13 protein-coding genes and 1 other annotated feature are annotated in these 12,189 nt (G+C 45.6%); of the genes, 6 read left to right on the top strand and 7 right to left on the bottom strand.

Annotated elements, in window-relative coordinates; genetic code table 11:
- Window positions 1-40 precede the first annotated feature (40 nt).
- Both ACR8BL_RS21940 and ACR8BL_RS21935 read right to left on the bottom strand, forming a co-directional pair.
- Window positions 41-1,186 carry a transglutaminase domain-containing protein gene (locus tag ACR8BL_RS21940; RefSeq protein WP_434749512.1) on the bottom strand — a complete coding sequence of 382 codons (1,146 nt, stop codon included), beginning with the start codon at window positions 1,184-1,186 and terminating at the stop codon, window positions 41-43.
- 19 nt (window positions 1,187-1,205) lie between these two features.
- The gene (locus ACR8BL_RS21935) at window positions 1,206-1,661 is read right to left on the bottom strand and encodes an ATPase (protein ID WP_434749511.1); all 456 of its coding nucleotides are present in this window, start codon (window positions 1,659-1,661) and stop codon (window positions 1,206-1,208) included.
- 214 nt (window positions 1,662-1,875) lie between these two features.
- Here ACR8BL_RS21935 and ACR8BL_RS21930 point away from each other — a divergent pair, with 214 nt between their 5' ends.
- Window positions 1,876-3,087, top strand: a complete 1,212-nt coding sequence (locus ACR8BL_RS21930) for an MFS transporter (protein ID WP_434749510.1) — start codon at window positions 1,876-1,878, stop codon at window positions 3,085-3,087.
- A gap of 115 nt (window positions 3,088-3,202) precedes the next feature.
- On the top strand, window positions 3,203-3,550 hold the full coding sequence (locus tag ACR8BL_RS21925; RefSeq protein WP_434749509.1) for a toprim domain-containing protein: 348 nt from the start codon (window positions 3,203-3,205) through the stop codon (window positions 3,548-3,550).
- A gap of 60 nt (window positions 3,551-3,610) precedes the next feature.
- On the opposite strand, the gene ACR8BL_RS21920 is transcribed toward ACR8BL_RS21925, so the two are convergent.
- Window positions 3,611-4,228, bottom strand: a complete 618-nt coding sequence (locus ACR8BL_RS21920; protein WP_434749508.1) for an SCO family protein — start codon at window positions 4,226-4,228, stop codon at window positions 3,611-3,613.
- Between the two features lie 465 nt (window positions 4,229-4,693).
- Here ACR8BL_RS21920 and ACR8BL_RS21915 point away from each other — a divergent pair, with 465 nt between their 5' ends.
- On the top strand, window positions 4,694-5,674 hold the full coding sequence (locus ACR8BL_RS21915) for a metal-dependent hydrolase (protein ID WP_434749507.1): 981 nt from the start codon (window positions 4,694-4,696) through the stop codon (window positions 5,672-5,674).
- A 101-nt stretch (window positions 5,675-5,775) separates the two neighbouring features.
- Here ACR8BL_RS21915 and ACR8BL_RS21910 read toward each other — a convergent pair whose 3' ends face one another.
- Entirely contained in the window at window positions 5,776-5,997 is a 222-nt protein-coding gene (locus ACR8BL_RS21910) for an alpha/beta-type small acid-soluble spore protein (protein ID WP_056702318.1), read from the bottom strand.
- A 119-nt stretch (window positions 5,998-6,116) separates the two neighbouring features.
- On the opposite strand from ACR8BL_RS21910, the gene ACR8BL_RS21905 reads away from it, so the two are divergent.
- On the top strand, window positions 6,117-6,314 hold the full coding sequence (locus ACR8BL_RS21905) for a hypothetical protein (protein WP_434749506.1): 198 nt from the start codon (window positions 6,117-6,119) through the stop codon (window positions 6,312-6,314).
- Between the two features lie 158 nt (window positions 6,315-6,472).
- Here ACR8BL_RS21905 and trpS read toward each other — a convergent pair whose 3' ends face one another.
- On the bottom strand, window positions 6,473-7,465 hold the full coding sequence (gene trpS / locus ACR8BL_RS21900; RefSeq protein WP_434749505.1) for a tryptophan--tRNA ligase: 993 nt from the start codon (window positions 7,463-7,465) through the stop codon (window positions 6,473-6,475).
- Window positions 7,466-7,559: 94 nt separating this feature from the next.
- Window positions 7,560-7,827: a binding site (T-box leader), on the bottom strand.
- A gap of 249 nt (window positions 7,828-8,076) precedes the next feature.
- On the opposite strand from trpS, the gene ACR8BL_RS21895 reads away from it, so the two are divergent.
- The gene (locus ACR8BL_RS21895) at window positions 8,077-9,054 is read left to right on the top strand and encodes an aldose 1-epimerase (protein ID WP_434749504.1); all 978 of its coding nucleotides are present in this window, start codon (window positions 8,077-8,079) and stop codon (window positions 9,052-9,054) included.
- Window positions 9,055-9,255: 201 nt separating this feature from the next.
- Window positions 9,256-9,489 (top strand): small, acid-soluble spore protein, alpha/beta type, encoded by a 234-nt coding sequence (locus tag ACR8BL_RS21890; protein WP_434749503.1) that lies wholly within the window; start codon window positions 9,256-9,258, stop codon window positions 9,487-9,489.
- Window positions 9,490-9,601: 112 nt separating this feature from the next.
- Here the strand turns inward: ACR8BL_RS21890 and ACR8BL_RS21885 are convergent, their stop codons facing one another.
- Window positions 9,602-10,015 (bottom strand): O-methyltransferase, encoded by a 414-nt coding sequence (locus tag ACR8BL_RS21885; protein WP_434753206.1) that lies wholly within the window; start codon window positions 10,013-10,015, stop codon window positions 9,602-9,604.
- Window positions 10,016-10,306: 291 nt separating this feature from the next.
- Window positions 10,307-12,106, bottom strand: a complete 1,800-nt coding sequence (locus ACR8BL_RS21880) for a M3 family oligoendopeptidase (protein WP_434749502.1) — start codon at window positions 12,104-12,106, stop codon at window positions 10,307-10,309.
- Between the last annotated feature and the right edge of the window lie 83 nt (window positions 12,107-12,189).

Raw genomic sequence — 12,189 nt, 5'->3', positions numbered from 1 at the left:
TGGCAACGTCATCATATTTCGAACCTTGTCCGGTATAATATCAGGCTGACTGATCTTTCAGATGGGTGTCGGCAAAATTGGGCGGATTAAACCAGTCTCCACTAACAGCCCACGTTGGATCAAGCGGAACCCAGCTTTGGGAATCACTCAAATACACTTCATTCCACGCATGAGGGCCGTAGCCTCCCTGACCGTTGTATCCCAGTCCTGTAACAACCTTGACATCAAGACCTTGGGAACGAGCCATCACTGCATAAAGACGGGCATAATCTATACATACCCCTTTGCGTGTATCCAATGTGTTCTGTGGGGTCTGTTCATGCCATATTCCCTTCTGTTCGTAATCATCGACTTTCCCATAATCGTATTGAACCCGGGTGCCAACCCAGTTATACAAAGCCCTTGCTTTCGCTTCATCCGTAGACTGCCCTTTGACAATCTCCTTCGCAGCTTGCTCAATATCAGCAGGGATATTGTGATCAATCACTTCATATTTCCGCTGTAGAATACCTCCAAGTTCCTTCTGCACGGCCTGTGTAAATACAGGAAGCTTGTCCTTAATAAAGGTCCCCGACAATGGCTCGATAACCGATTTAGCACCTTGCATATAGATTGGGGAAGCCTCTACATAACGGCTAAACATGCTGCCCGGATAGAGACTGACGACCATAAACAGTACCGCAATCACAATCATTCCGCGTACTGAACCAATAACGGTTCCAATCACGGCACCTGTCAGACGACTCATGATACCTTTAGGTTCAGCTTGTTCATGTCTTGCGTGTCTTCTGCTGAATAAGAAGGATGATACAAATCCAAGAATCATACGAATTATGCCATAACTTAGTACAAATAATACGGCGAACCGCATGAGCGGAAAATCTGCAATCGCTGTAACCAGCGTATAATACAACTGCTCCCACCGGCTTAACTCACGATTAGGCATGGACCCGGCATGGTCAGACAACCATTGCTGCACATATGGCGCGAGCCATAACGTTAAACCGATGGATAACAAAATGCCAATGACCGCCATAATACCGTCCATCAGGAAACCAAAGAGTCTCCCCGCAGAACGTGAAGCCCCTCTGGCCCATCCCTGTAATAAGGAAGCCGCTACGATCAGTAGCAGCAAAATCGTAATCCCGTTAAATTCCTTCAGGCTGTCCAACCAAGTTTGCAGCACGTCTTCATTCCTCCTTTAACTACGAAGCAGGTGCTGTTTTGTTTTTTTGTGCCTGTTCGACAAAGGTTTGGATCGTTTCGTTGCTCAGCTTCCATTCACCAACAGAAATGCCGCGGAATATGACATCCACTTTATCCGACTTCGTGCTCCCCTTGATCTCGACGTTAGGACTGGTAATCGTAAATTCACCGTTCTGTCCAGCCGTATAGGTTGCCTTGGAAGCTTCCTCCAGCATAATGCTTGTTGCCTCTTTCTTGAGTGTGTCCATCGTGCTCGATTGAACTTCCGTGACGGTCTGTTTGATCTGTTCAATGGAGATGCCGCTGTATATCAACAGAGCCGCAATAATGATAATAGCAATCGCCCATTTTAACATCGTTTTGACTACATTGAGAACAAAGAACAAAATGATCAGCGCAACAACGATCACCAGCCAGTTCTGCATGACAAACTCTTTGATTACTTCTATGTTCATGATTACACCTTCCGTATTAGAGTTCATTAATGACTTCCCGAATATTATACATGATTTCCGAACCTGCTGTCAGCTTAGCCCCCTCCAGCAAAAATAAACGGTCTAAGTTCGTCCTGCGGGGCGTACAAGTAGTACCATGAGGATTCGTTCAACGAACGTGGACACGTTCAAGACCTGTGAAAGAACAGGCATCGCCTAACAAGGAGGGGCTCTAGTGAAAACGGCCATCTGGCTATACCTGTTTTTGTTTCTAGCTGTGTTCGATTTGCATGCCCAGTATCCCATTCTTACGCCTTTTGCCATATCGCTCGGTGCAGCTCCCACCTTCATCGGCTGGATGATGGGCATTTATTCCTTAACCCATCTGCCTGGCAATCTGATTGCCGGAACACAGATCGATAAACACGGCAGCCGTCGATATATTGTGTTCAGTCTGTTAGGTGCAGGCATCATCCTGCTCTTTCAGGCTCATGTTCACACCCCTTGGCAGCTGCTCGCGCTGCGCTCCATCAGTGGATTTGTATTGGCTTTTCTGTCTCCCGCGTGTCTGGCGCTTCTCGCACAGCTCTCCAGTGATCCGGTGAAACAGGGCAAATACATGTCGGGTCACGGTGTTGTTCATACGCTGGCCTCCGTGGTGTCACCAGCCGCAGGTGCGGTTATCGTCGGCACCATGGGCTTTTCCGCCACCTTCTCCAGTCTCGGTTATCTGCTGATCCTGACAGGTGTCATCGCATTGTTAACTATGCCGCGAGGCCTTGTTCGCCAGCCGCAGCTATTGACGGAACCCGCGAAGCCTGCTCCCGCGACTTCTGGCTCTACTAACGCCAGTCCTACGTCAGCCGAGTCGGCCAAAGCGTTTCTGCCTGTGTCTTGGCGTTATTTTATCTTGCCTCTGGTTATCGCCTGCGCTCAAGGTATTCTGTTCTTTGAACTGCCTCTCCGGGGAGGCGGGCACTCATCTATGATGTCAACGGGATTGCTATTCTCCATCATTAGCATCGGTGCGCTGTTCACACTCAGCATGCTGTTCCTTAACCGTTACTCAGCCAAACTGCGTTTAGTTGCCGGGGTGCTGCTGATGTCCATGAGTTTTTTTGTTATGGCAGCCATACCGCAAATTTCGTTATCCATCGTATTATTTGTGCTCGGGATGTCCAAAGGCATTATTTTCCCAGCCATGGCTACCCTCTTTATCCATTTAAGCGGCGGCAGCAAGCTCGGACGCATTTTCTCATTGCAGTCGATTGCAATCTCTATTGGCTCGTTCATCGGCCCAATTACAGCGGGACAACTAAGGCTTGGCGTATCTCCTTACTTTATTGCCTTTATCATATTAATGGTTGGTATCCTGTTGCTCCCATATTATACGACCAAACCTACTGCATCCCTCTCATCTTCCGATGCCAAGAGTGTTCTCGGGTAACAAACTTTGCATCATTCCCCCATTTCCAGATACACTATAAGTACATTCAGTCGATTTTCGCTGTAACATTTCCCGGGGAATGTCGACACCAGCTCTCGAATCAGGGGTGAACAAGATGCCTATTCATGTCATCGTCGAAGGTAAGAATGATCGTAGTAAACTCAAACGTTTGGTTGGTCCAGAGATCAATATTTTGTGTACATTTGGAACACTGAACTCCCTCAAACTGGAGTCACTGCGCAAAAAAGTGGGGTATGATGAAGTTTATTTATTCATGGACAATGACAGCTCAGGTAAAAAAATAAGAGGTGTACTGCGTGACACTTTCCCTGATGCGGTACAAATGTATACCAGACGCGGGTATGCAGGGGTCGAAGGCACACCTGACGAATACATTATAGCCCAATTGGAGAAGGCCGGGTTAGAGGAGTATATCCAGTATCCCGACCAAAATTCGTATTAAAAAGCAACTAAAAAAGGCTGTTTCTGGTTAAATCAACCGGAGACAGCCTTTCATTTACCGCTATTCTTTAATCAGTCTGCGAATGTCCTCGGCAATAGCTTCCGGCTTCACATCTTCTGTATTAAAAGCATTATATACTTTGCGCAACTGGTTATTCTCATCCACCAGACCAATCATATTCATATGAGCAAAATCATCTTTGTTCTCGCCTTCAATCAGAATCTGAAAAGATTCTTTGGCGAATTGTTTCGTTTTATCCATATCCCCTCGCAGGAAATACCAGCCGGAATAATCTGCATGGAAGCGGTCGGCAAACGTTTTGATCTTCTCCTTCGTATCCACTTTCGGGTCAAAAGAAATCGATACAAAGGACGCCTTGTCCCCAAATGTGCCGTCCTCTTTCAACAAGTCCTGCACCTGAGATAGAGTAAATGTCGTAATCGGACAGACATCAGGGCAACTGGTAAAATAAAAGTAAAACAATCGCACTTTGCCTTGCGTATCCGCCAGTGAAACGTTACGTCCATCCACATTTTCCATGGAAAACGGTTGGATCTCACGAATCTCGGGTAATTTCTCCTTGCTGGCAAATGCCGTGTTCCACATTAAGTAAACCGCCATAATCAATGCAATGCCAAGCAATATCCATGTCCATTTATATTTCTTAATGACCTGCATCCTTTTTCCCATCCCCTCAACGTTATACTGGTGAATACGCATACATACTTAACCCCATATAAGCCCTCTGTTCAGCTGCATACCTCATGCCTTCAAGCGCAACGTAAACGTTGAATGTGTTACCTTCAATTTTGCGTTATCGCTTGGGTTCAGTGATACATATGTATAACATAGTGCCTTCGTTGCCGTACATACCTCGGTTTATCAAGAGTATGATGTTCACAAAAAAAGTCTTATTGCTACATGTTTGATCTCTTCACTCTGCTTCCGATATAAATTTTATCACAGGAATCGGGGGAATAGTTTGACAATGTTCGTACATTTGTTGGGAATTGGACAGATTGTTCCCAGAGCTCGGCATGTTTTGCATCCTTGCTGGTGGATAATATACACTAGATATGGGTATCACCTAGATAGAGAAGATTAATGTTTTGAAGACGATATACCTTATAAAGGAGACGTTTTATGGATACCTCTACACATTTTGTCATGGGCATTGGTCTGGCGGGTCTCGCCTATGTTGATCCTGTCGTTGCAGCCGATCCGATGCTCGCAGCCGCTGTTATGGTTGGTACGATCGCTGGCTCCCAGGCGCCAGACATTGATACTGCTCTGCGTTTTAAAAGTAATTCGCTCTATATTCGAAATCATCGGGGAATGTCCCACTCGCTGCCGTTTCTGTTGTTATGGGTACTGCTGCTTACGGGTGTGATCGGATTGATTTTTTCGGGAGTTTCGCTTGGGCATGTAGCCCTCTGGACTGCCGTAGCTGTAGGCGTACATGTATTCACCGACTTGTTCAATACGTATGGAACTCAGGCTGCCCGTCCTTTTACAGAACGCTGGATTGCCTGGAACATCATTCATATTTTTGACCCGTTTCTGTTTACAACTCATGTTATTGCGATTCTGTTATGGGCGTTCGACCTCATTGCACCTGCTCCACTCTTCACTACGTTGTATATCCTGATCGGAATATATTATATATGGCGTACCATTGCTCGCGCGCTGGTGGTTCGGAGGGTGAGACGTATGGATAACAGCCCGGAACCAGCCAAATACATCGTCATTCCAACCATTTCGTGGAGCCGCTGGCATGTTGTCAAAACGAATAAAGACGGAAGTTATGAGCTTGGTAAAATTGATGGGTCTGAGCTGACCTGGAGTCTTCATGCCGTATCATCCACGCATGCAGCTGTTGTGGCTTCACGCAAAGCCCCGGAAGTGAGCGCATTTCTCTACTTCACTTCATATGCTGTGGCCGAGGTAGAGGAGCTTCCTGCCGGATACAAGGTTCGCTGGGCGGATGTGCGGTATCGACATCGGAAACAGTATCCATTTGTCGCCGTAGTGATTATGGATCGAAACTTTGAAACGATTGATACGTATGTCGGCTGGTTGAGCGATGAGAAAATGGATAAAAAACTTTTATCCGCTCGCCCTTGACGCAGCTATGGATTGCAGGGCACAATCAGATATAGGAATGATTGCGCGGGAAAAGCCCGGGGCGTTATCCGCTCCGGGCTTTTCATGCTTTGGTTTATAAATTATTTGCCAGACCCAGCCAGAGACTGCTCAGCGATTTGTACCAGACGTTTGGTGATATATCCACCCAAAGATCCTGTCTCACGGGAAGTGTAGTTCCCGTAGTATCCGTCTTGTGGAATGGTTACACCCAGTTCTTGTGCAGCCTCCATTTTCAATTGTTGCAGGGCTGCTGTTGCTTGAGGTACCACCAAGTTGTTAGAAGAGCGAGATCCTTGAGCCATATTTAAAATCTCCTTTCAATCTGTGTCTGTAATGTATTGCAAGCTTGCAAGATTATTATGGCTCGTACGCTTCAGGTTATACGAGAATTCATAAAATTTGTACATGGAGGTTTTTCCCAATGAGCAAAGGCTTATCCTTATGGTTTGCATTCTCATCAATTGTGTTGTTAACGGTTACAGCAATCACGATTTCTTACAATGGCTGGCTTGCTGCCCTGCTGTTTATCCTGTCCATGGCTAATGTCGTTTGGGGATTTGTCATTCGTGCTAAAAAAGAACGTCAGGAAAACCGCTCGGCTTCCGAATCAACAACCTAAGCGGGGTTCCACACCATTAGTTAACAAAATTCAAAAAGAAGAGGCAGATGCTTTCATCCGTCTCTTCTTTTTTTCACATCCTATATAATTCCTGCTTTTCATGATAAACGATTCACGATCATATTAGGTTAGAAAACCTGCTCAATCCGTAGTACGGATTACAATTTGCGTCTAGGAACAAAGCCCATCCGTTCTTTCACTGCATCCAGTGTCTTCGCAGCATCCTCTTCAGCTCGGCGTGCCGAAGTTTCCAGTACATCTGCAAGCTCACCAGATGCTCGAATTTCATTGTATCTTGCTTGCAGCGGTTCAATTACAGATACAACCACTTCGGCAAGTTCCTTCTTGAATGGACCGTACATTTTGCCTTCATAACGCTCTGCAACCTCATTCAATGTCATACCCGCACATTCCGCATAGATACTCATCAGATTGCTGACTTCCGGTTTATTGGCCGGATCGTAGACAACTTCACGACCGGAATCTGTCGTAGCACGACTTATTTTTTTGCGAATAACATCGGGTGGATCTAACAGAGCGATATAACTTCCGGCGTTGGGATTACTTTTACTCATCTTCGAGGAGGCATCATCCAGTGACATAACACGAGCACCCACCTGTGGAATATAAGGTTCAGGAATGGTGAAATATTCTCCGTACCGATGGTTAAAGCGCCCAGCCAGGTCACGAGTCAGCTCCAGATGCTGCTTCTGATCTTCCCCAACAGGTACAAGATCCGCATTATACAGCAAAATATCTGCAGCCATCAGAGCTGGATATACGAACAAACCAGCACCTACAGAATCTTTGCCGGAAGATTTGTCTTTGAACTGAGTCATCCGTTCCAGCTCACCCATCGAGGTCAGCGTTGTCATCAACCAGCCGAGTTCCGCATGCTGCGGTACATGAGATTGCAAAAATACGTTTGATTTGCTCGGATCAATTCCCGCCGCGATAAACAATGCTGCTACCGCCTCGGACTGCTCACGCAGTGCCTCTGGTTCTTGTGATACCGTGATGGCATGGAGATCCACAACCATAAAGTGACACTTGTAATCATGCTGTAACTTCACAAAATTTTTAATCGCTCCGATGTAGTTGCCCAATGTAAGCTTACCGCTCGGCTGAATTCCTGATAATACTGTTTTCATCTTCAAACGCCTCCCTGATTCATCTTAAATCTCTGATTCTTCACCTACAACTCCACACAACCCCGCTCTACGAACGCAAAAAAGCCCCACGTCCGCAAGGGACGTGAGACCGTGGTGCCACCCTTATTCGCTCTTCTCTCCGCTGACCTGACATACAGGAATAAAGCAGAAAAGAAGAAGCCTTCATTGTTCCGTAACGTGGAATAACCGGTATATCCTAGTGAGATCGTCATGCACAGGTATGATCTGTTCAGCTATACACTCAGGGGTCCATTCAAAAAAGAGTTCACACCAGTTCGCATCAACCACTGGCTTTCTGAAGAAAATACTCCTCGCCTACTTGTCCCCGTCATCGCTTTAACATCATTCAATTCTTAAAAAAGACTTCCAGAATTCTATCTTAATGTGCACAAGCCTGAATGTCAAAATAGGATGGTTTTTTTCATGATCCACGAAAATCTGTTATGATGGTATTGCTTATCCTGTGGAGGCTTTGAAGTAACTTGCAGGATGTCACAAAAAAGTTGGCATGATCACAATGACACGCCTGCAGCGGTTCCGCAATTATAACTGCCTGCAGACAGATTTCAAGTGGGAAAAGGAGCATCGATATGAAACAAGTGACCAAAGGTCAATGGAATGGTTACGACACGTATATCCTACATAGCCGTGAATTGGAAATCACCCTGCTGCCTCGTCTGGGAAATAACATCATTTCGATTCGCGATTTGGTGCAGAACCGGGATATCGTTCGCCGTCCGGACGAAAACGATCTGGCTTTCTATTTGCAGAAACCTTATCATTTTGGAGTCCCGTTACTCATACCACCAGGACGGATCCAACAGGGACAATTTGAATATGAAGGCGTACGCTATCAATTCGATCAGAATACGGCGAATGGTAACCATATTCACGGTCTCCATCGCAGCCAGTCCTGGTGTGTCAGTGATATTGAAGAAGATGAAGATGGATGTGCAATTACAACGGAGTTATTAACTGAAGATGAAAAGCACTGGATGGAACAATTCCCCATTCCCCTGAAGCTTGAAATGACGTTCAGTTTGCAAAACACTGTACTTACCCAGCGGCTGCGTGTCACGAATTTAAGTTCAACCCCTGCTCCCTTCGGGATGGGATATCATACATGGTTTTTGCTGGACGGTAAGCCTGCTGACTGGACGCTGCAGTTACCTGTATCCGGATTGTACGCGCAAAATGAAGAACAGTTGCCTACGGGTAAAATAGAAGCGTTGCATGATGAATGGTCTTCCATTAGTGAAGGTATCAGTATGCAAGGACGGGACTGGGATACGCTGCTTCGTGCTGCGGAAGGTCAGCCTGCAGTCGCTCAATTGCGGAGAAAAGATGGATATACACTGAAATATTCAGTGGATGAAGCTTTTTTCAAGCATTGGGTTTTGTATACCAAAGGAGAATCCGATCAATTCTTGTGTATTGAACCTTACACCTGGTTGCCGGATGCACCTAATTTGCCAATGGAAGATGAAGTTACAGGACTGATTCGACTCGAACCGGAGCAACCTGTTGAGCTATTTTCACATATTGAGGTTGTTTCACCAACGGATTAAAAAAACCTTATTTTATGATATGAACGATCTCTTCCGTTGATATTTTTGCACCTGTTCAAAACGAGCCGATCCGCATTGGATCGGCTTTTTGAGTTGACATGTCATCCTTTGATCATCCATATATTCCCTTACACCATATCATGTATATTTCCTCACTCTCGATCCATACTAACATCACCAACCCACAAGGAGGTGAGACATATGTACGGAAGTCAAAACCAAGATGGCGGAAGCCGCTCCAACAATCTGGTTGTTCCTCAAGCGAACGCAGCATTGCAACAACTGAAAATGGAAGCTGCGCAAGAGCTGGGTGTAACAATCCCGCAAGATGGTTACTACGGTAACTATACTTCCCGTGAGACTGGATCTCTGGGTGGATACATTACGAAACGTCTGGTACAAATCGCTGAGCAGCAATTATCGGGTCGTTCGTAAGCTCGTAATTATTGCTTGAGTGTGGCTTGAAAAGAGAGGCGGCCTTCTTCGGAAGTGCCGCTTTATTTCTTTTCCAATGGGCTAAATAATATCGTTCTCAGGTTTTGCTAAATTATGAGCTTGATCCCGTTCCCGAATCCAGATATGTATTCGTTCTAGGATAGCGAATCATCAAGTTCGCCATGTTGTAATTAGATTCCATCGTTGCATCAATCATAATCATGCCTTGCCTTACAGTGAAGTCATAACTAATTTCGCCATGTGTCCAATTACGCTTGAATTTCAATGTCTCCAATGCCATTGCGCGGAAAGAAGTCCGCTGAGATTGATTAAGTCCATCTCCCTCCACCTCGATCCGACCATCTCTCCCCGATATCGGATTATGTCGAATTCCAAATTTCCCAATAATGTTATTTCGTATTTGCACAAAAACTACCCCTGAATCTAATCCTGACAACTCCTGATCTAGCTCTTTGAACACCAAATCTAACTGTCTTGCTAATGAAAGTTGATCCATTTTCATGATAACACTCCTCATAATATGCTTTTAGTCCTATACATCAAGGACTTACGACTCATTATATGACATCATACGAGCTTACTCAACAAATATAACCAATATTGGGTAATTATTACTACAATTTGCGCAATTAATTGCCATCCCTCTTCCTTAAAGCGAGTTTTTTCATTTATTTACGACAAAAAATACACACACCTCAAAAGAGATATTACAACTAAAAAGAAGCCATCATTGATGCCTGTAGGGCAGTTCATGATAGCTTCTTTTGTTCCTTCATAATGAAGTTGTTTTATTATGTTATTTTGCAGCAGCAGTCATTTCTAAAAATTGCTCTATATCGGCAATAACCAGATTCGCAGCATTTTGCCAGAAATCCGGTTGCGTCAGATCTGTACCCAAGTGTTTCTGAGCCAATTCTTCAACCGTCATACGTCCAGTGTCACGCAGCAAATCATCATATTTATCGGCAAAAGCTGTACCCTCCTGCTGTGCCCGGGCATAGATCCCCGCACTAAACATATACCCGAAGGTATACGGGAAATTATAGAAAGGTACACCTGTCAGATAAAAGTGCAGCTTCGACGCCCAGAAATGGGGATGATTCGACGCAAGAACTCCGCAGTATGCTTCCTCCTGCGCCTCTTCCATTAATCTACTTAACTCATCTGCGCTTACTAAGCCTTTCTTACGCTGCTCATAGAAGCGATTCTCAAACAGAAAGCGTGCATGGATGTTCATAAAGAATGCTACACTGCGCTGTATTTTATCTTCCAATAACGCCAGCTTCTCCTGTTCATCACTCGCGGTTTGAACCAAGGCATCGGCAACAATCATCTCCGCAAACGTAGAGGCCGTCTCAGCTACGTTCATGGCGTAACGTTGATTCAATGCAGGCAGCTCTTCCATAATATGCTGATGGTATCCATGACCAAGCTCATGTGCGAGCGTGGATACATTCGATGGTGTTCCCGAGAAGGTCATAAAGATTCGGGTCGCTTTACTTAGCGGCAGTGAGGTACAGAAACCTCCTGGACGTTTGCCTGGACGATCTTCGGCTTCAATCCACCGTTTCTCAAAGGCCATCTCCGCAAAACCGGACAGCTTGGGACTGAACCTCGCAAACTGCTCAACAATCGTCAGAGCCGCCTCGTCATACGTCAATTTTCCAACAGACTTGCCTACTGGTGCTTCTACATCGCTCCAGCTCAGTTTATCGATACCGAGCAGTTTGGCTTTTCGTTCCAGATACTGCACAAGCACCGGCTTGGTTCCATTGATGACCTCCCACATGGTATCCAGCGTCTGAGGTGACATCCGGTTAATGGCAAGTGGTTCCTTCAGAATATCCTGCCAGCCGCGTTTCTCGTACAATTTCAGTCGGAATCCTGCAAGATGATTCAACGTATCTGCACAAAAATCTTCAACATCTGTCCAGGCCTGCTCCCATGTCGCAAACACACGCTCACGCACTTCACGATCACTATCACTTAGCTTGTTGGCAGCCTGTCCTGCAGATAGCATGACTGTCTCTCCATCTTGTTCAAATGGAATATTCACTTTGCTTACGATCGTATTATAAAATTTGCCCCAGCCGTGATAACCATCCACAGCCAGATCGAGAGCAATCCCCTCCAGCTCTGGTGACAACTTCTCTTTGGCTTGTGTACGACTCTCGTTTAGAACAAAGGACAACGGCTGTATATCCGGACGCGCAAGCCACTCAGCCCATACATCCTCCGGTGTCTGGCTGAGCGTATTGTCGAATTTGGACTTACTGCTGCTGAGCATCGCTGCAATGGAACTGACAGCGCCTTGAAGCTGCGCCGCTTTCTTATCCTGCTGATTCTGAGCGGACAGACAAGATACAAACGCAGCCCCTTCAGAGATTCGCACATAACAGCTCTGCAGCAGTTCAAGAATAGGGTCAAAAGCTTCTGTATCTTCCAATGTCGTTGGAGTAGCCGTCTGATTTAAGGTATCCTGTAACTTTCGTACATCTATTTCGAGATCATTCAGATATGCGGCGAACGCTTCGGAAGAAGAACCCCCACTAAAGATGGACTCCAGATCCCATACAGGATGTAATGGCATTTTCATCTAATAAGGCACCTCTTTCTGTAGATTCGATATAAAGAATTGAATTAAAAACTGGTTTTATACGCAACGTATCTCTATACTAG

It is taken from the genome of Paenibacillus amylolyticus (assembly GCF_051136285.1).
Taxonomy (GTDB): Bacteria; Bacillota; Bacilli; order Paenibacillales; family Paenibacillaceae; genus Paenibacillus; species Paenibacillus amylolyticus_F.
This window is presented reverse-complemented; position numbering and strand designations above follow the sequence as displayed.

Coding starts and splice junctions, on each gene's coding strand:
- ACR8BL_RS21935 (WP_434749511.1), bottom strand. CDS start 1,661: ATGAACATAGAAGTAATCAAAGAGTTTGTCATGCAGAACTGGCTGGTG.
- ACR8BL_RS21925 (WP_434749509.1), top strand. CDS start 3,203: ATGCCTATTCATGTCATCGTCGAAGGTAAGAATGATCGTAGTAAACTC.
- ACR8BL_RS21920 (WP_434749508.1), bottom strand. CDS start 4,228: ATGCAGGTCATTAAGAAATATAAATGGACATGGATATTGCTTGGCATT.
- ACR8BL_RS21915 (WP_434749507.1), top strand. CDS start 4,694: ATGGATACCTCTACACATTTTGTCATGGGCATTGGTCTGGCGGGTCTC.
- ACR8BL_RS21910 (WP_056702318.1), bottom strand. CDS start 5,997: ATGGCTCAAGGATCTCGCTCTTCTAACAACTTGGTGGTACCTCAAGCA.
- ACR8BL_RS21905 (WP_434749506.1), top strand. CDS start 6,117: ATGAGCAAAGGCTTATCCTTATGGTTTGCATTCTCATCAATTGTGTTG.
- trpS (WP_434749505.1), bottom strand. CDS start 7,465: ATGAAAACAGTATTATCAGGAATTCAGCCGAGCGGTAAGCTTACATTG.
- ACR8BL_RS21895 (WP_434749504.1), top strand. CDS start 8,077: ATGAAACAAGTGACCAAAGGTCAATGGAATGGTTACGACACGTATATC.
- ACR8BL_RS21890 (WP_434749503.1), top strand. CDS start 9,256: ATGTACGGAAGTCAAAACCAAGATGGCGGAAGCCGCTCCAACAATCTG.
- ACR8BL_RS21880 (WP_434749502.1), bottom strand. CDS start 12,106: ATGAAAATGCCATTACATCCTGTATGGGATCTGGAGTCCATCTTTAGT.